Annotated in this window: 17 protein-coding genes; 5 read left to right on the plus strand and 12 right to left on the minus strand. The window is 59.9% G+C overall.

Annotation, left to right across the window (positions count from 1 at the left end):
- Positions 1 to 10: 10 nt before the first annotated feature.
- On the minus strand, positions 11 to 499 hold the full coding sequence (locus ACA062_RS11355; protein ID WP_497456441.1) for a MarR family winged helix-turn-helix transcriptional regulator: 489 nt from the start codon (positions 497 to 499) through the stop codon (positions 11 to 13).
- A gap of 210 nt (positions 500 to 709) precedes the next feature.
- Here ACA062_RS11355 and ACA062_RS11360 point away from each other — a divergent pair, with 210 nt between their 5' ends.
- From ACA062_RS11360 to ACA062_RS11380, 5 genes are all read left to right on the plus strand, one after another.
- Positions 710 to 1,540: a p-hydroxycinnamoyl CoA hydratase/lyase gene (locus ACA062_RS11360; RefSeq protein WP_138965462.1), complete on the plus strand. Its 831-nt coding sequence runs from the start codon at positions 710 to 712 to the stop codon at positions 1,538 to 1,540.
- Between the two features lie 109 nt (positions 1,541 to 1,649).
- The gene (locus ACA062_RS11365; RefSeq protein ID WP_497456442.1) at positions 1,650 to 3,098 is read left to right on the plus strand and encodes an aldehyde dehydrogenase; all 1,449 of its coding nucleotides are present in this window, start codon (positions 1,650 to 1,652) and stop codon (positions 3,096 to 3,098) included.
- A gap of 148 nt (positions 3,099 to 3,246) precedes the next feature.
- A complete protein-coding gene (locus ACA062_RS11370) occupies positions 3,247 to 5,130 on the plus strand; it encodes a feruloyl-CoA synthase (protein ID WP_497456443.1) in 1,884 nt (627 codons plus the stop codon).
- 8 nt (positions 5,131 to 5,138) lie between these two features.
- The gene (locus tag ACA062_RS11375; protein ID WP_497457401.1) at positions 5,139 to 6,380 is read left to right on the plus strand and encodes a thiolase family protein; all 1,242 of its coding nucleotides are present in this window, start codon (positions 5,139 to 5,141) and stop codon (positions 6,378 to 6,380) included.
- Between the two features lie 61 nt (positions 6,381 to 6,441).
- Positions 6,442 to 8,196, plus strand: a complete 1,755-nt coding sequence (locus ACA062_RS11380) for an acyl-CoA dehydrogenase family protein (protein ID WP_497456444.1) — start codon at positions 6,442 to 6,444, stop codon at positions 8,194 to 8,196.
- Between the two features lie 152 nt (positions 8,197 to 8,348).
- Here the strand turns inward: ACA062_RS11380 and ACA062_RS11385 are convergent, their stop codons facing one another.
- The 11 genes from ACA062_RS11385 to ACA062_RS11435 form a co-directional block, all read right to left on the minus strand.
- Entirely contained in the window at positions 8,349 to 9,425 is a 1,077-nt protein-coding gene (locus tag ACA062_RS11385) for a Rieske 2Fe-2S domain-containing protein (RefSeq protein WP_497456445.1), read from the minus strand.
- Between the two features lie 40 nt (positions 9,426 to 9,465).
- Complete coding sequence (locus ACA062_RS11390; RefSeq protein ID WP_497456446.1) at positions 9,466 to 10,434, minus strand: PDR/VanB family oxidoreductase; 969 nt, start codon at positions 10,432 to 10,434, stop codon at positions 9,466 to 9,468.
- A 273-nt stretch (positions 10,435 to 10,707) separates the two neighbouring features.
- Positions 10,708 to 10,968 carry a PA2433 domain-containing protein gene (locus ACA062_RS11395; protein ID WP_497456447.1) on the minus strand — a complete coding sequence of 87 codons (261 nt, stop codon included), beginning with the start codon at positions 10,966 to 10,968 and terminating at the stop codon, positions 10,708 to 10,710.
- A gap of 146 nt (positions 10,969 to 11,114) precedes the next feature.
- Positions 11,115 to 11,795 (minus strand): nitroreductase, encoded by a 681-nt coding sequence (locus ACA062_RS11400; RefSeq protein ID WP_497456448.1) that lies wholly within the window; start codon positions 11,793 to 11,795, stop codon positions 11,115 to 11,117.
- 49 nt (positions 11,796 to 11,844) lie between these two features.
- Positions 11,845 to 13,086 (minus strand): OprD family porin, encoded by a 1,242-nt coding sequence (locus tag ACA062_RS11405; RefSeq protein ID WP_497456449.1) that lies wholly within the window; start codon positions 13,084 to 13,086, stop codon positions 11,845 to 11,847.
- 296 nt (positions 13,087 to 13,382) lie between these two features.
- Positions 13,383 to 13,523, minus strand: a complete 141-nt coding sequence (locus tag ACA062_RS11410; RefSeq protein WP_497456450.1) for a MaoC/PaaZ C-terminal domain-containing protein — start codon at positions 13,521 to 13,523, stop codon at positions 13,383 to 13,385.
- 82 nt (positions 13,524 to 13,605) lie between these two features.
- Complete coding sequence (locus ACA062_RS11415) at positions 13,606 to 14,085, minus strand: MarR family winged helix-turn-helix transcriptional regulator (protein ID WP_128874272.1); 480 nt, start codon at positions 14,083 to 14,085, stop codon at positions 13,606 to 13,608.
- A 71-nt stretch (positions 14,086 to 14,156) separates the two neighbouring features.
- On the minus strand, positions 14,157 to 15,296 hold the full coding sequence (gene aliB / locus ACA062_RS11420; protein ID WP_497456451.1) for a cyclohexanecarboxyl-CoA dehydrogenase: 1,140 nt from the start codon (positions 15,294 to 15,296) through the stop codon (positions 14,157 to 14,159).
- Positions 15,297 to 15,353: 57 nt separating this feature from the next.
- Positions 15,354 to 16,136 carry a 2-ketocyclohexanecarboxyl-CoA hydrolase gene (badI, locus tag ACA062_RS11425; protein WP_128874274.1) on the minus strand — a complete coding sequence of 261 codons (783 nt, stop codon included), beginning with the start codon at positions 16,134 to 16,136 and terminating at the stop codon, positions 15,354 to 15,356.
- A 14-nt stretch (positions 16,137 to 16,150) separates the two neighbouring features.
- Complete coding sequence (locus ACA062_RS11430; RefSeq protein ID WP_150764070.1) at positions 16,151 to 16,924, minus strand: SDR family NAD(P)-dependent oxidoreductase; 774 nt, start codon at positions 16,922 to 16,924, stop codon at positions 16,151 to 16,153.
- A 45-nt stretch (positions 16,925 to 16,969) separates the two neighbouring features.
- Positions 16,970 to 18,637 (minus strand): AMP-binding protein, encoded by a 1,668-nt coding sequence (locus ACA062_RS11435; RefSeq protein ID WP_497456452.1) that lies wholly within the window; start codon positions 18,635 to 18,637, stop codon positions 16,970 to 16,972.
- Positions 18,638 to 18,697 lie beyond the last annotated feature (60 nt).

Below are 18,697 nucleotides of genomic sequence, written 5' to 3' on the forward strand. Positions count from 1 at the left end.
GGGGCGTGCGTCACTCCTGATAAATCTTCTTCAGCAGGCGCAGCAGCTCTTCGCGTTCCTGGCTGTCCAGTGCCGCGGTGGCGTCCAGGTCGCTTTGCGCGGCGATCTGGTTCAGTTCCTTGAGCAGGGTCTCGCCAGTCTTGCTGAGGAAGATCCCGTAAGAGCGCTTGTCCGGCTTGCACCGCACGCGCACCGCCAGCGCACGGCTTTCCAGTTTATTGAGCAGCGGCACCACTTGGGGCGGCTCGATGGTCAGTGCCCGGGCCAGATCGGCCTGCATCAGGCCGGGGTTCTGATTGATGATCGCCAGGGCGGAGAACTGTGCGGGTCGCAGATCGTGGGCCGAGAGGCGGCCAATCAGGTTCTGGAACAGTTTGAGTTGTGCGCGGCGCATGGCGTAGCCGATCAGGTCGTTCAACGCCGAATCGAGTGGTGCCTGCATCTCGACGTTGGTCGACGGTGCCTCGATCGACTCGGCGAGGGGGGAGGGCTTGGCCATTGCAGGTGAGTCCTGAGTATTTTGGGTTAACAAGACTATCTATTTTGCCGGCGTTGACCGGTGATTGCTACGGCCAATATCGCTGGCGTTTGGACAGTGGGGGCTCTACGCAACAGGAAACTGGTTAATTTTATTAATAGTTAATTGACATAACTAATTTGTCGGTTTAATTTCCAGTCATCTTCACACCAAGAACAAGAGAGCATCGTCATGAGCAATTACGAAGGTCGCTGGACAACGGTCAAAGTGGAAATCGAGGAAGGCATCGCGTGGGTCATCCTCAACCGCCCGGAAAAACGCAACGCCATGAGCCCGACCCTGAACCGCGAGATGATCGATGTTCTGGAAACCCTGGAGCAGGATCCGGACGCCGGTGTGCTGGTGCTGACCGGTGCGGGCGAAGCCTGGACTGCAGGGATGGATCTCAAGGAGTACTTCCGCGAAGTGGACGCTGGCCCGGAGATCCTCCAGGAAAAAATCCGCCGTGAAGCCTCGCAATGGCAATGGAAACTGTTGCGCATGTACGCCAAGCCGACCATTGCCATGGTCAACGGCTGGTGCTTCGGCGGCGGCTTCAGCCCCTTGGTGGCCTGCGACCTGGCGATCTGCGCCGACGAAGCGACCTTCGGTCTTTCGGAGATCAACTGGGGGATCCCGCCGGGCAACCTGGTCAGCAAGGCCATGGCCGACACCGTGGGCCATCGCCAGTCGCTGTACTACATCATGACCGGCAAGACCTTTGGCGGGCAGAAGGCCGCCGAGATGGGCCTGGTCAATGAAAGCGTACCCCTCGCGCAACTGCGTGAAGTCACTGTGGAGCTGGCGCGTAACCTGCTGGAGAAAAACCCGGTGGTGCTGCGTGCGGCCAAGCATGGTTTCAAACGTTGCCGCGAACTGACGTGGGAGCAGAACGAGGATTACCTATACGCCAAGCTCGATCAGTCACGCCTGCTGGACACTGAAGGCGGCCGTGAGCAGGGCATGAAACAATTCCTCGACGACAAGAGCATCAAGCCGGGCCTGCAAGCGTACAAACGCTGAGGTGCCGTGCCCGGCAGCCGGGCGCATCCCGCTACTGACGGAGGCGCCTGGTGCTGCGGTTACATCGTTCTTAATGTATTCCCGATAAAGACTATAAAGAGGAATCACCATGCTGGACGTGCCCCTGCTGATTGGCGGCCAGTCGTGCCCCGCCCGCGACGGTCGAACCTTCGAACGCCGTAACCCGGTGACTGGCGAGTTGGTGTCGCTGGTCGCCGCCGCCACCCTGGAAGATGCCGACGCCGCGGTGGCCGCTGCGCAGAAGGCGTTTCCCGTCTGGGCCGCCCTGGCCCCCAATGAGCGCCGCACCCGGTTGCTCAAGGCGGCCGAGCAATTGCAGGCGCGCAGTGCCGAGTTCATCGAGGCGGCCGGCGAGACCGGCGCCATGGCCAACTGGTACGGGTTCAATGTGCGGCTGGCGGCCAACATGCTGCGTGAAGCGGCGTCGATGACCACGCAGATCATTGGCGAAGTCATCCCCTCGGATGTGCCTGGCAGTTTCGCCATGGCCCTGCGCCAACCCTGCGGCGTCGTGTTGGGCATCGCGCCCTGGAACGCCCCGGTAATTCTCGCCACCCGCGCAATCGCCATGCCATTGGCCTGCGGCAACACCGTGGTGCTCAAGGCCTCCGAGCTCAGTCCTGCGGTGCACCGCCTGATCGGTCAGGTCTTGCAGGATGCAGGGCTGGGCGATGGCGTGGTCAATGTCATCAGCAACGCACCTGAGGATGCCGCGGCGATTGTCGAGCGGCTGATCGCCAACCCGGCGGTGCGCCGGGTCAATTTCACCGGATCGACCCATGTCGGACGCATCGTCGGCGAACTCGCCGCGCGCCACCTCAAGCCGGCGTTGCTGGAACTGGGCGGAAAGGCACCGTTGCTGGTGCTCGACGATGCCGACCTGGACGCCGCGGTAGAGGCGGCCGCCTTTGGCGCCTATTTCAATCAGGGACAGATCTGCATGTCCACCGAGCGTCTGATCGTCGATGCCAAGGTTGCCGATGCCTTTGTCGACAAGTTGGCGGCCAAGGTCGCCACCCTGCGCGCAGGAGACCCCGCGGCTGAGGAGTCAGTGCTCGGTTCGCTGGTGGACGCAAGCGCCGGAACGCGCATCAAGGGCTTGATCGACGATGCCCTGGCCAAGGGCGCGAGGCTGGTGGTCGGCGGGCAACTGGACGGCAGCATCTTGCAGCCGACCCTGCTCGATGGCGTCGACGCGAGCATGCGCCTGTACCGCGAGGAGTCGTTCGGGCCGGTGGCCGTGCTGCTGCGCGGTGAGGGGGATGAAGCACTTCTGCACTTGGCCAACGACTCCGAGTTTGGTTTGTCGGCGGCGATTTTCAGCCGCGATAGCGGGCGTGCCCTGGCCTTGGCCCAACGGGTCGAGTCGGGCATCTGTCATATCAACGGCCCGACCGTGCACGACGAGGCGCAGATGCCCTTTGGCGGGGTCAAGTCCAGCGGCTACGGAAGTTTCGGTGGCAAGGCATCCATCGAGCACTTCACCCAGTTGCGTTGGGTCACCTTGCAGAATGGATCGCGGCACTACCCGATCTGAACTGGCGGGCATTGACTTCCCCGCAAGTCAATTGCCCGTGTGCAAGGCCGAAATAACAATAACAAGGCTGCAGCCAACGGCTGCCACGCTATCGATGAGTCACCTGTGTGTGGCTTGGGTTTAGCGTGCCTCGACGGAGAAGAAACACGTGAGTTCCGAATTCAGTTTGCAATCCCATGCCCAAGCCAGCGCACCGCGCTATCGCCACGTGTCCATCGGTTGCGCGGCGGTCGAGGTTACCGAGCAGCAGGGCGTACTGCACATGCGCTCCCTGGAACCGTTGGCCGAGATGCCCAGGCGGTTGCTCGACCGTCTGGTGCATTGGGCCCAGGTGCGTCCCGAGCAGACCTTTATCGCCGCCCGCCAGGACGACGGTGAATGGCGTCGGGTGAGTTACGCGCAAATGCTCGACAGTGTCCGGGCTATCGCCCAATGCCTGCTGAGCTATGGTCTGTCGGCCGACAAACCCCTGGTGCTGCTTTCGGGCAATGACATTGAGCATTTGCAAGTCGCCTTAGGTGCGATGTATGCGGGAATTCCCTACTGCCCGGTGTCGCCGGCCTATTCGCTGCTGTCCCAGGACTTCTCCAAGCTACGCCACGTTTGCAACCTGCTACAACCAGGCCTGGTTTTCGTCAGTGACGCCCCAGCGTACCAGCGCGCCATCGACGCCGTGTTACCGGCCGATACGCCACTGATCAGCGTCCGTGGCCAGGTCGTGGGTCGCCGCCAGGCGAGCTTTTCCAGCCTGCTTGAACAACCGGGCGGCGCCGAGGCTGAAGACGCTTTTGCCGCCACTGGCCCGGACAGCATCGCCAAGTTTCTTTTCACTTCCGGCTCGACCAGGCTGCCCAAGGCCGTAATCACCACCCAACGCATGCTCTGCGCCAACCAGCAGATGTTGTTGCAGACTTTTCCAGTGTTCGGTCAAGAGCCTCCGGTGCTAGTGGATTGGCTGCCGTGGAACCACACGTTCGGCGGCAGCCATAACCTGGGCATCGTGCTCTACAACGGCGGCAGTTTTTACCTGGACGACGGCAAACCTACTGCTCAGGGATTTGCCCAGACCCTGCGCAACCTTAAGGAGGTATCTCCCACCGCCTACCTGACCGTGCCCAAGGGCTGGGAAGAACTGGTCTCGGCCCTGGAACAGGACGCAGAGCTGCGGGAGTGTTTTTTCAAGCGCGTCAGCCTATTCTTCTTCGCCGCTGCCGGGCTGTCGCAAAGCGTCTGGGATCGCCTGGACCGGGTCGCCGAACAACACTGTGGCGAACGCATCCGGATGATGGCCGGGCTTGGCATGACCGAGGCCGCGCCTTCCTGCACCTTTACCACCGGGCCATTGTCCATGGCCGGTTATATCGGCTTGCCGGCGCCGGGTTGCGAGGTCCGGTTGGTACCCAAGGACGGCAAGCTGGAAGGGCGCTTCCGTGGGCCGCACATCATGCCCGGTTACTGGCGGTCACCGCAGCAGACCGCCGAGGTGTTCGACGAACAAGGCTTTTACTGTTCCGGTGATGCGCTCAAGCTTGCCAGCTCGCATGACCCGCAACTGGGGCTGATGTTCGATGGGCGCATCGCCGAGGACTTCAAGCTGTCTTCAGGGGTGTTCGTCAGTGTCGGCCCGCTGCGTAATCGTGCGGTACTGGAGGGCTCGCCCTATGTCCAGGACCTGGTAGTGACCGCGCCGGATCGTGAATGCCTCGGCGCGCTGGTGTTCCCGCGATTGTACGAATGCCGACGCCTGGCGGGGCTGGCGGCCAGTGCCAGCGACGCCCAGGTGTTGGCAAGCACGCCGGTACGCGAGTGGTTCGCCGATTGGTTGCAGCGGCTCAATCGCGAAGCCGGCGGCAATGCTAGTCGCCTGGAATGGATTGCCTTGCTCGACGAGCCGGCCTCCATTGATCGCGGGGAAATCACCGACAAGGGCTCGATCAATCAGCGTGCGGTGTTGCAGTGGCGCGCGGAGCAGGTCGAGGCCCTGTATCGCGGGCTCGATCCGACCATTCTGCGGGCCGGGGCGAAAACGTGAGCGAAGTCGTGAACACAGACGGGCAGTACTCGGCCTTTGCCGATGCGGCGATTTTCGATGCAGTGCGAACGCCGTGGGTGGACCTCGGTGGCGCACTGGCCGAGGTTTCGCCGATCGACCTGGGCATCAAGGTCGGGCGCGAAGTACTGGCTCGCGCGGGCGTCGATCCGCTGGCGGTAGACAGCGTACTGGCCGGTTCCATGGCTCAGGCCAGTTTCGATGCCTACCTGCTGCCACGGCATATCGGTCTCTATAGCGGCGTGGCGCAATCGGTTCCGGCACTGGGCGTGCAGCGTATCTGTGCCACAGGATTCGAACTGCTGCGCCAGGCCGCCAGGCAACTGGATGACGGTATGCAACTGGCGCTGTGCGTGGCCACCGAGTCGATGTCACGCAATCCGATTGCGGCCTATACCCATCGTGGCGGTTTCCGCCTTGGCGCCGAGGTGCAGTTCAAGGACTTTCTCTGGGAAGCATTGTACGACCCAGCTCCCGGGGTGGACATGATCGCCACCGCCGACAAGCTGGCACGGCGCTATGGGCTGAGTCGCGAAGCCGTGGATGCCTATGCCTGTGCCAGCCATCAGCAGGCGTTTGCGGCGCAGCAGGCAGGGTGGCTGGCGCCTGAGATTGTTGATGTGGGTCCTCAAATCTTTGAACTTGAAGGCTATCAATCTCGCAGTATTCGCTTGCCACGTGGCGTCGACTCGGTGAGTGAAGACAGCCACCCACGACACGCAAATTTCGCCGCCCTGGCCCGGCTGCGCGCCGTGCACGAGGGAGGCGTACAAACCGCCGGAAACAGCTGTGCGGTAGTCGATGGTGCGGCAGCGGCGCTGGTCGGACCTGCTTCGGCCAGCCGGAATACACCGTTAGCCTTGCTGCGGGCCAGCGCTGTGGTGGGGGTGGCGCCGGAGTTCATGGGTATCGGTCCTGCACCGGCGATTCGTCTGTTGGCGCAGCGCAGCGGCTTGAGCCTGGATCAGATCGACAGGTTTGAAATCAACGAAGCCCAAGCCGCCCAGGTCCTCGCCGTGGCTCAGGAGTTGGAGCTGGACCGCTCCCGTCTCAACGTTCAGGGCGGCTCGCTGGCCCTCGGTCACCCGTTGGCTGCCAGTGGTCTGCGCTTGGTATTGACCTTGTCCCGGCAACTGCGCGAGCACAACCTGCGCTATGGGATTGCCGCGGCCTGTGTCGGCGGCGGGCAGGGCATGGCCCTGCTGATCGAGAACCCAACCTGGCGCGCCTGAGGCATTAATAGCCCGCCCGTAGCGACGGACGTCACCTGTTCACTACCCTATGAGGTTTCACATGTGGAGCTATCAGGCGCCCTTGCGCGATATGCGATTTGTTCTTGAACACTGGCTGCAGGCGCCCGAAGCGTGGCGTCGGAGTTCGGTATTCGAGGCGCTGGATTTGCCGCTGGCCGTGCAGGTGCTGGAGGAAGCTGGGCGTTTCAGCAGTGGCATCCTGGCGCCATTAAACAGCATTGGCGATCGTCAGGGTTGCCGTTTGGCTGAGGGACGGGTCACCACTCCGGATGGCTTTGCCGACGCGTATCGGGCCTATGTCGAAGGCGGTTGGCCGGCCCTGGCCTGTGCCGAAGCGCTGGGTGGACAAGGCTTGCCGCAAGTGCTCGACGCGGCGCTGCAAGAGATGCTTTACGCCAGTAACCACGCTTGGGCCATGTACACCGGCATCGCCCACGGCGCCTATCTGTGTTTGAAGACCCACGCAGCCGCGTGGCTGCAGGAGCGCTATCTTCCCGGGATAATTAGTGGCGAAACCTTGGCCACCATGTGCCTGACTGAGCCCCAGGCTGGCAGTGATGTCGGCCTGCTACGCTGTCGCGCCGAACCTCAGGACGACGGCAGTTATCGGCTCAGCGGCAACAAGCTGTTTATCTCGGGCGGCGAGCACGACCTCACCAACAACATCCTGCATCTGGTGCTGGCTCGCGTGCCGGGAGCGCCAACTGGCAGCCACGGGATTTCGCTGTTCCTGGTGCCGAAGTTATTGAATCAAGGTCAGGCTAACGGCGTGGCCTGCGACGGTATCGAGCACAAGATGGGGATTAGGGGCAGTTCCACCTGTTCTCTGGTGTTCGAGGCGGCCCAGGGCTGGTTGATTGGCGAGGTCAATCGTGGCTTGAAGGCGATGTTCGTGATGATGAATTCAGCACGTCTTCACGTAGGTCTGCAAGGCCTGGGGCACAGCGAAGCGGCCTGGCAGAACTGCCGTAGCTACGCCAGTGAACGCCAGCAGATGCGCGCACCGTTAAGACCGGCCGGGGTCGTGGCGCAGGCAGCCGACCCGATCCACTACCATCCGGCAATGCGCCGCGTCCTGCTCGAATTACGCGCCACCAGCGAAGGCATGCGTGCTATCGGCTATTGGGTCGCACACCTGTTGGACCAGGCCGAACATGACCCTCAGCTACTGGCTCGGCAACAAGCCGGGCAACTGGCGCAACTGCTAACGCCGATCATTAAGGCGTTTTTCACCGAACAGGGTTTTCGCCAGGCCAGCAACGCCTTGCAGGTGTTTGGCGGTTACGGTTACGTCACCGAATTTGCCATCGAGCAAACCCTGCGCGACAGCCGTATCGCCATGATCTACGAAGGTAGCAACGAGATTCAGGCCAACGACCTGCTACTACGCAAGGTATTGGGCGACCAGGGCCAGGCTTTTGACCTGTTGTTGGCGCAATTGCGCGAGGAGTCCAGGCTAGGCGCCGAAATGCCACAGTGCGCTGGCTATGCTGCGCAACTGGTGAACCTGTGTGGTGCGCTTCACGTGCTGGTTGGCGAGGTGCGTGAGCTATCACTCGAAGATGTCGAGTACCCATATCGAGCTGCAGGGAATTTCCTTCAGCTTTGCGGCCTGACCTTGCTTGCGCTGGCCTGGGCACGGGCGGCTCGGGTCTCGCGGCAATTGCCTGATGACGATCCACTGCGCGCCGTCAAACGGGAAACCGCCGGGTTCTTTTTCAGTTACCTGCTGCCCCAGGCCGAGCAGCACATGGCTGCGGTGCGTGGGGCGCGAGCAAGGTTGGCGTTTATTTAAGTGGATTCAACCGAGCTTCGTGACTCTACCGATTACGAAAACCTGACGGCCATCCGCTTGGCTGCTTTTGGCCGATTCTGTTGAAAAAGTCGGTCTCAGCTCGCCTGAATTCAGGCACATCAACCACGAGCCTTGTGTTTGGTTTGAAGGATTCAACAGGTGGACTGGCGAAGTTGCTCGATGATTCGGCGGGCGCGATTGGCGCCGACATCGACATGGATGTCGATCATCGGACGCGCACCGAACCGGCACATGTTCTGGTACTGGGCCTCGATCACTTCCTTGTCTTCATCGAAGGTCAGTATGGTTTGCTCAACGACCTTGGCCTTGATGGTTTCTGGATCACTCGCCGGGTTGGTGGCAATGGTCCAGAAGTAGTGACTGGTGGTGTCGGTTTCTGGTGTTACGCCGTGGAACCCGCGCATGTGGAAGCCACCGCGGTCGGGGTTGTCCAGTGAATCGGTACCGGCATCCACTGCACCGGTCCAGATCCGCAGATGACTGACGTGAAATTCGATTTCCTGCCAGCGGTCCACGTTGCCTTTGAAGGGATAGGCAGCGGTGTAGGTGGGCGGTGGAACAGAGTCCGGCATATGCCGCACGACCCGTACGACGTTGTCTTCACTTTCCACTTTCATCCGCGCATTCATGTGGATGCTGGCGTTGCCACCGATGGTGCGCAGGTGGACATACCCCAAATGACTCAAGTCCATGAGGTTGTCGTGGATTAATTGATAAGGCGCGTCGTAGTGGTACACGTTGCCGTCGAACAGGTATTTGCCGCTGCTGTGGACGGAGTAGGTCGGCGGTTCACACATCGGCTCGACTTGAGCCTCGCTACCAAACCAGATCCAGACGATCTGGTCCTGCTCTCGCACGTGATACGCAGGCACTTTGGCTTTGCTCGGGATCTTGTCCTGGCCCGGGATTTCGACGCATTTTCCATGGTCATCGAACAGCAGGCCGTGATAACCGCAACGAATGCCCGTCGCTTCCAGCGTTCCGTTCGACAGTGGCAATGCTCTGTGGCAGCAGCGGTCTTCCAGTGCCGCGACCTCGCCGTTGGCCTTGCGAAACAGCACGACAGGCTTGTTGAGTAATGTCCGGCCCACCGGTTTATCCTTAAGTTCCCACCCCAAGGCAGCGACGTACCACTGGTTGAGGGGAAAGCTGGGCAAGGCAGGCGCTGGAATTTCTTCGGCAAGCGTTTGGAGAGTGGAGGTGTTCATGGTGTTCTCCAGGAGGAACGGTTGATGTTGTTGTTTGATTTCACAGATCGAGCACCAGGCGTGATGATCTGGCGCGAGAGCAGCAGGGGGTAAAGCGGTCGTTGGCGGCGTGTTCGGCCGCTGTCAGGAACTTGTCCCGGTGTTCGGGTATGCCCTTCAATACGCGGGTCACGCAGGTGCCGCAGACGCCTTGCTCGCAGGATGACTCGATCGCAATGCCGGCTTCGTCCAGCACTTCGAACACCGTACGTTCGGCAGGAATGTGAAAAACCTGGCCACTGCTTGCCAGTTCAACTTCGAACGCGGCATTGGCGCTTTGATCGATAGGGTCGGCGGCGAAGAATTCCTTGTGTACCCGGTCCTGCGGCCACTCGGCGTTCTGCGCTGAATCGAGGATGTAGTTCATGAAACCGCTCGGCCCGCACACATACAGATGGGTGCCAGCGTGGCAGGGCGTGAGCAAGGCGGGCGCATCCAGTTTCTGCATCTGGGGGCCGCTGTCTTCATGAAGCTTTATGCGGTCGGCGAAAGGCGTTTGCTTAAGCATCGCGACGAACGCTGCGCGCTCGCTCGAACGGAAGCAGTAGTGCAGCTCGAAATCGGCTCCTTGATGTAACAGCTCCCAGGCCATGGCCAGCATGGGCGTGATACCAATACCCCCACCAAACAGCAGGTGTCGTTTTGCTGTGCGATCAAGCGCAAACAGGTTGCGTGGTGTGCTGATGGTGAGCGTCTGCCCTGACTGAATCTGCTCGTGCATGGCTCTGGAGCCGCCCCGTGAACTCGGGTCCTTGAGCACACTGATCAGGTAGCGGTGAGCCTGGGTCGCGACGGGGTGAGCATGTGCTCCGCAGCGCCTCCGGGTCAGAGCGGTTTTGTCGCGGCGAACGGAGAGGCGGACAAACATGTGGCGGATCAGTTGGCGCTCTATCGTGAGCATGGCTGCAAGCAGGATTGGCTGAGCGAGGAGCAGGTCAAGGCGAATCTTGAGTCGAGCACGACGCTGCATTATTGATGGCTGATCGATCCTGGTTCATGACAACAAGAACCCGGATGTCAATCATGAAAAAATCATTGGCCGTACCCTTTGAAGCACCCTGCACAATGGTCTGTTCGTCAACATGGACAGCAACACTCCGTTGGTACACATGACGGTTTACGAGTATCGCATTCGGAACTTGGCGAGCAAATCAGGGAGGCCCCTGTTCAATTTCTTACATCAGGCCAGCGGCACCCAGGCGCGCGATTTGCTCAACAAGTACCCCTTCGGTAGATTTACTGGTTATTTGTTGTAAAGGTTAAGCTTCGATATCACCCTTGAGGTGATAGCAATGCACTGATCGGTGTCCCCGTCAGCCTTAGCCTTTTCGGCATCCTTGACGCTCTGGGTCACCAGGTTTTTAACTTGGGGGTCGGTCGTTGCGACACTGTTCATCTTGTCTTTAAGCGATTGGATATTCGTCGAACACAAGTCGCTGTCCGCAGCCTGAAGGCCGAAAGATATTGATGACAAAAGCAATCCACATATCAGTATGTGTTTCATTGTTGAGTCCTCTTTTAAACCAAAAGAAATCAGCGAGTTTAGCTAAGAAAATATAGCAGTGTTTTCAGCCGACCATGGCACTGCCGGTCAGTTCGAGAGCGTCGCCGCGTGCACCTTAAGCCATGTCGTCAGGTGCCCAGCTCCGATCAATCAGGTATGAACCCATGGAAAGAGGCAAACCTCTCAACCGGTTCACGTGGTGTTTCAAGGCTGTTTTCCGGTGCTTCACGATCCTCGTGGCCGAGCGCGATGCCGCAGACCAGAATGTCATTGTCCGAGAGCGGCAAGTGCTCGCGTATGACCTGGTGATACCACGCGAATGCGGCCTGGGCGCAGGTATGCAAACCCTGGCCTCTGGCGGCGAGCAGGATGTTCTGGATGAACATGCCTAAATCCATATAGCTCCCCGTATTGAGTCGGCGGTCGAGGCTGATCAGCAGACCGACCGGGGCATCGAAGAACTGATAGTTGCGCAGCATTTGCCGGTCACGTGCTGCTGGATCATCGCGTTTGATCCCGAGCTTTTCGTACAGGCTGAAGCCCACCTCACGGCGACGTTGCTGATAGGGCTCAAACCAGGCAGTGGGGTAGTACTCATATTCGGCAGCATGCTCCCCGGCTTCGTCGGTTGCTGATGCGATGATGTCGTCGCACAGGTTTTGTTTTGCCTGACCGGTCAATACATGGACATGCCAAGGCTGTACATTGTTGCCGCTGGGGGCTCGTGAGGCGACCTTCAGAATATGTTCGATCACTGATCTCGGGACGTTCCACGGCATGAAGCTTCGAACGGATTTACGCGAGCGGATCGCTGCATCTATATGCATTTCAGGGTCTCCCTAGGCGGTTATTCAGCGAAATGTGGGCAAGGATCACTCACCAGAATTTAAAGGTGTAGCCCACGATGATGCGGTTCTCATCAATATCTGTGGTGCGGCTTCCACGGTAGGCGACGTTGCGCAACCGCAGGTTGACGTTTTTCAGTGGTCCGCTCTGGACCACATAGGCGATATCGACATTGCGTTCCCATTCCTTGGCGTTGGTACCTGCGATTTCAAAGTTGTCGCCTGACACATAGCGCGTCATGAACGTCAGCCCGGGCAACCCGACCGTCGCTAGATCGTAGTCGTAGCGAAGCTGCCAGGAGTCTTCCCTGGCTCGCAGGAAATGGTGGTAGGTAACGGTGTTGAATGCCCATGGATCGGTGCCGCCGCCGATGAAGGGCATGCCGGTGTCGCCGCTCTGGTTCTGGTAGCTGGCGCCGAGGGCGTGACCTTTATAGGACAGGGTGAACATCGTTCCCAGGTTGCGGTTGTCGACGTTGGTGCGACCCTCATTTTCACTCTGGAAATAACGGACTTCCGATCTCAGGTTCAATCCCTCGGCCAATCGCTGGGTGTGAATGAGATTGCCGTAGTGCTGACTGTAGTTGTCCTGCAACTCGGCGAAGAAGTAGGTGCTGGTCAGGTTCGGCAGCAGCGCATAAGTAGCGCCCGCATAGTTGAAACGGTCAGACGCGACGCCCCCACTGGAACCATCGGCAAACATGGTCATGTCTTCGTAGTTGGTCGAGTTGCGCAGGCGGGTGGCGCGAAACTGGCCGCCGGTCAGGGTGAGCTTGTCGATGTCACTGGAGACGATCTGCGCGCCTTCAAACGTCTGCGGCAGCAAGCGGGTGTCATTGCGAAACGCGATCGGCAGGGTCGGTGCATGAGTGCCGACAGTCAGCAGGCTCTTGGCCATTTTGACTTTAGCGGTAGGGCCGATAAAACCAAAGCTGTCCGGGACCTCGCCATTACTCTGCACGGGCAGGGCGCCCGCACCGGTCGTACCGCGACCGGCATCCAGTTTTACGCCAAGCAACCCTAGCGCATCCACGCCAAAGCCCACCGTGCCCTCGGTGAAGCCCGAGTTGTAGCGCAACATGAGGCCTTGGCCCCATTCTTCAGCCTTGTGATGGGCCGTGTTTGGGTTATCCCGGAAATCACGGTTGATGTAGAAGTTACGGGCCTCGAGCGTCAGGTGGCTATCGTCGTTGAACTCGGCTATGGCCTGTTGAGCGACGATGCTGGTACTGATTGCGAGTGTGATGGACCAGGTTCTTGACGGGTTATGCATAGTTCGACCTCTTGTTTTTATTGTGGTGAACGGCCAGCTATTGGGTTCAAGCGGCGATCTTTTTTCGGGACGAGTCATCCCGTAAAACGAACCTTGAAATTCGTTTTTTGTTGTCGCTGATCAGTCGCTGAAGGTTATTCAGTTGAGCTCGGCGTAGCCCCTGATTCGGATGTTTCCTTTTTCATTGGTGAGTACAAGTTCCCGTGACCGGGTACCTGTTTGATACAGCCGAGGCTGATCGCCCAGCGCGATGGGTGACAGGAATCGCACGCCAAAGCGCCGCAGGCGGGCGGCACTCAATGTGCGCCGAGCATTCCCATGCCCAGCATTCCCTGGGCGAAAACATCTGCATGCCCGGCGCGGCAAGCAATGGCCGGCTCCAGATGCACGGGGTTCTGATCTCCCGAGGCGAGGGCGAAGGTGTTGATTTGCTTCAACCGGCACCACGCCCGTGGGCATGGGGAAAAACCAATCTGCGTCGCGACGCATGGCAGGAAGAGCGGCCTGTCCGGTATGGGCCTAGTCCTCGAGCCTTGCCTGCTGCTCCTCGCCGAATGAAATCCTGGCCAGGTCGTCTTTGAACTTGTTCAGGTAGTGCAGGAAATTGACGGTGTCGTCGAAGCTGAAGCCCTGCAAACCTTGCTGATAAAACTGGTAAATCCGATCTTGCAGCGCGTCCCAGTATTCCCGACCCTGATCGGTCAGCCGGACCAGACGAGCGCGCCCGTCATCCGGATGCGGCACCCGCAGCACGTGGTTGTCCCGCTCCATGCGCTTGAGCACGCCGTCCAGGCTTTGCCGGCTGACGAACAGGTACTCCGTCAACTGGTTGAAGGAGATACCCTCCTCGAAACCGGCTCGGGACAGGGCGCCCAGTACCGCCCATTGCACGGTGCTGATGCCCATCTCGTTCTGTACCTGGCGCTGCAGTACGTTGCCGGTTTGAAACAGCCGGAAAAATAAAGTGTTCGGTATGCTGCGGTTTTCGTTAGCGTCCATTACGTGTCCTTGTTGCCCGGTGGGCGTCGGTAGGCCGATCAGGTCACCTGCCTGCCGGTGCAGACAAGGTGTTATTTGGGGATGTACTCGCGAGCGATGATATTTTTCATGATTTGCGCAGTACCGTCACCGATCTGCAGGCCAAGTACATCACGAAGACGCTGGGCGAATGGCAGATCTTCACCCCAGCCGGTGTGACCATGGGCGAGGAGGCACTGCTTGACCACGTCAAACGCCAGCTTGGGTCCCCACCACTTGTTCATCGCCGCTTCGGCGTTGTGCGGTTGTCCAGTGTCTTTGAGCCAGAGCGCGTAGTAACACTGCAGGCGCGCAGCTTGCACGTAGGTCTGAAATTCCGCCAGAGGGTGAGTCAAACCCTGGAATGCCGCCAGTTGCTGACCGAATGCCTCGCGCTCGGTCAGCCATTTCCAGGTTTCGTCCAGCGATTGCTGGGCTATCGCCAGGCACTGCAGGCCGATCAACGCGCGGCTGTAATCGAAGCCCTGCATCACTTGCTTGAAGCCTTTGCCTTCATCACCCAGGCGATGGCTGACATGCACCTCGACGTTGTCGAAGAAGATCGAGCCGCGCCCGATGGCGCGCTGGCCGGCGTCTTCAAAGCGGGTGGTGCTGATGCCGGGCAACGTCATCGGAACCAGGAAGGCACTGATACCATTGGCGCGGGATGCCTGGGTGCCGGTGCGGGCAAAGACCACCGCAACGTCGGCCTGATCGGCCATCGAGATGGAGGTCTTCTCGCCATTGAGCACATAGGTGTCGCCCTTGCGCTCGGCCTTCATCCGCAGGCTCGCAGCGTCGGAACCGCCACTGGGTTCGGTCAGGGCTATGCAGACGATTTTCTGCCCGCCAGTAATTGCACCCAGCCATTCTTTGGCCAGCTCAGGCGAGGCGTGTTGGGCGATGATCTGGCCGTTCAGCGAAGCCAGCAGCGGTATGTAACCCACGTTGAAATCACCGCGCGAGATCTCCTCGATGATGATGCCAGCGGTCACGCAGTCCAGGCCGCTGCCACCGAATTCTTCCGGCAGTTCGCCGCCGAGCAGACCCATTTCACCCATCTGCCGGATCACCGTGCGTTCAATCTGGCCACTGAGGTCGCGCTTGCGGTAACCGGGCGCAAGTACCTCGGCGCTAAAGCGGGCAACGCTTTCACGAATAGCGTTTTGTTGTTCGTCGAATGCGAAATTCATGATGCTCTCCAAGCCAGGGCCGGGGGACCGGCAGCGGATAAGCTGCCGGTAATAGGGTTACTTGTAGAATTTGCGGAACTCGGGCTTACGTTTTTCTTTGAACGCGGCGACGCCTTCCTTGGACTCTTCGGTGTCGTAGTACAGGCTAAGGGCCTGCATGCCGAGGGCGCCGATACCGGCAATATTGGCGCTGTCGGCGTTGAATGAGCGCTTGGCGATGGAGAGGGCGGTCGGACTCTTCTCGAGAATCTCGTCACACCATTTCTGCACTTCGGCATCCAGTTCTTCATGTGGCACGACCGCGTTGACCAGGCCCCAGTCGTAAGCTTGTTGAGCACTGTATTTGCGGCACAGGTACCAAATCTCGCGGGCGCGTTTTTCGCCGATGATGCGCCCCAGATAGGCCGTGCCGAAGCCGGGATCTACCGAGCCGACTTTCGGGCCGACCTGGCCGAACACGGCTTTTTCGGAAGCGATGGTCAGGTCGCAGACGACGTGCAGGACGTGACCGCCACCGATGGCAAAGCCGTTGACGCGTGCGATTACCGGCTTGGGCACTTCACGGATCAGGCCCTGCAACTCTTCTACCGGCAGGCCGATCAGGCCGCGGCCATCGTACTGGCCTTCATGGGCCCCCTGGTCGCCGCCGGTGCAGAACGCTTTGTCGCCGGCACCGGTGAACACGATGACGCCCACTTCCTTGTTCCAGCCAGCACGGTTGAAGGCGTGGATCAGCTCCATGCAGGTCTGGCCGCGGAAAGCGTTGTAGCGATCCGGACGGTTGATGGTGATGGTCGCAACACCCTCGACTTCGGTGTACAGAATGTCTTCGTAATGCATGGGAATTCTCCTGGTTAACCGGCCATGGTCAGGCCGCCGGACACGGAAATAACCTGTCCGGTGATGAAATTGGCGTCGTCGCTGGCCAGCAGGGCGATGATCCCCGGGTAGTCTTCCGGTTGACCGAGGCGGCGCATCGGCACGGCATTCTTGAAGGCTTCCATCAGCTTTTCCGGGTTGCTCGAGGTCGCCGCTACGCTTTTGAGCAGGGCGGTATCGGTCGGGCCGGGGCAGACCACATTGAAGTTGATGTTTTTGGTCGCCAGTTCCCGTGCCAGGGTTTTCGACAGGCCGACCAGTCCCGCCTTGCAGGCGGCGTAAACGGCTTCGCCGGAGGAGCCGACACGGGCCGCATCGGAAGCCACATTGATGACCTTGCCTCCCCCCGCTTCAAGCATCTTCGGCAGGACCACGTGGTGCATGTTCAGCGCCCCGGTCAGGTTGATCGAGATCAACTGTTGCCACATGGCCGGCTCGGTCTTGAGGAACGGCATGAAGCGGTCGAAGCCTGCGTTGTTGACCAGTACGGTCGGTACACCCAGGTCTTTTTCAATGGCCGCGACGGTGTCGACAATGGCGGCGTAATCGGTGATGTCGGCGGCGTAAGCCTTGGCCTTGGCTTTGCTGTCCGCTTCGTTGATCAGGTCGACGGTGGTTTGTGCGGCACTGGCATCGCGATCAAGTACGGCGACCAGGCAGCCTTCGGCAGCGAAGCGCAGGCTCACGGCCCGACCGATGCCGCCACCGCCGCCGGTGATGATTACGGTTCTTCCAATAAGACCTTTCATGCAGCAGTCCTCATCTTGTTTTGATTGATTTGCGGGCATTGCCAATCATTGGCGCGTGGCTGAACCCAGCCGGATATCCATGGCCAGTTCGCGCAATTTGAATTTCTGGATTTTTCCCGATGGAGTGCGCGGCAAGGCCTGCAGCACTTCCAGGTATTCGGGCAGGTAGTTCCTGGTCAGGCGCTGTTGCAGGAGGAAGCTCACCACGTCTTCCAGCGTCAGGCTGGAGTGGCCGTTGTGCAGCGTCACATAAGCGCACAGGCGCTCTCCCAGGCGTGGGTCCGGGCAACCAACCAGCGCCACGGCGCAAATGGCCGGGTGCTTGTAGAGCAGGTTCTCGATCTCCACCACGGGAATGTTTTCGCCGCCGCGAATAACCACATCTTTGGTGCGACCCGTGATGCGGATGTAACCCTGTTCGTCCATGCGCGCCAGGTCGCCGGTCGCGAACCAGCCATGGTCATCCACGCCGTAAAGTTCGGGGCGCTTGAGATAGCCGACGAACAGACTGCCGCCGCGTACCAACAAGTTGCCTTCCGTGTCGCGGGGGACTTCCCGGCCATCCTCATCGACGATGTTCACCTCCATAAACGGCAGGGGCAGTCCATCGGTATGAATGGCGCACTGGGCATCGTCGTGTGGGCGGGTCATGGTCACCGCACCACTCTCGGTCATTCCCCAGGCGGAAATAACCTTGGCGTTGACCGCCGTACCGGCCTTTTCTACCAGGGCGCTGGGGATAGGGGCGCCCGCGGCGACAAAGGTCTGCAGCGATGACAGTGCTTCGCGGTGATCGGGGGCCATATCGATCAGATCGGTTAGAAAAGGTGTCGACGCCATGGTGAAGGTCGGCCGTTCGGCTTTAATGACTTTTACCGCGAAGCGTGCATCCCAGATGTCCTGCAGCACCGCGGTGCTCTTCAGGTAAATCGGCATCATCAGCCCGTAGAGGAAGCCGGTCTGGTGCGCGATGGGCGAGGCCATGAACACGATATCGTCAGCCCCCAGCTGCAAGCGTTCGGCATAGGGGCGTACGTTGCTGAACAGGGTGTTGGAGGTGTGCAATACGCCCTTGGGCTCGCCGGTCGTGCCCGAGGTGTAAAGCAGCTGCACGACATCGTCACCGCCCAGGCGGCGTTCGGCAAACAACGCCGCAGTGTCTATTTCTTCCTCCCAGGCACGTTGCAACAAGACCTGCTCGAAACCGTCAGCGCTGTGGTCGCCACCCATCACCAGTACATGCTCGAGCGCGGGCAACTCGCCGCGCATTCCTTGCACCATGGCGGCGTAATCGAACCCTCGGAAGTGATGCGGGATCACCAGCACCCGGCTCTGTGCGTGGCCGAGCATGAAGGCGAGCTCGCGCTCACGAAAAATCGGCATCAGAGGATTGAGAATCGCGCCGATACGTACGCAGGCCAGGTGCAGCGCCGTGATCTGCCACCCGTTCGGCAACTGGCAGGACACCACGTCTGACTTGGCGACCCCCAATACCGCCAGACCCGCCGCCATGCGAGTCACCAGGCTATCCAATTCGCGGTAGCTGAAAGCCTGGCGTTCATCCTCGTTCACCCGGTAGGCAATCACCGCCACCGAGTCTGGCGCGGCTAGCACTGCCTGATCCAGATAGTCTGTAATGATATTGTCATTCCATGCGCCTGACTCAATCATGGCGGAACGTCGTTCTGGCTGCATGTTTGTCTTGGTAGTCATTGTTTGCACCAGTGGATAGGCGGTTTGTTATTGTTTTTCTGCGAGAGCTTGCGCTTTCCG

The sequence above is a fragment of the Pseudomonas sp. LBUM1679 genome (genome assembly GCF_059695565.1).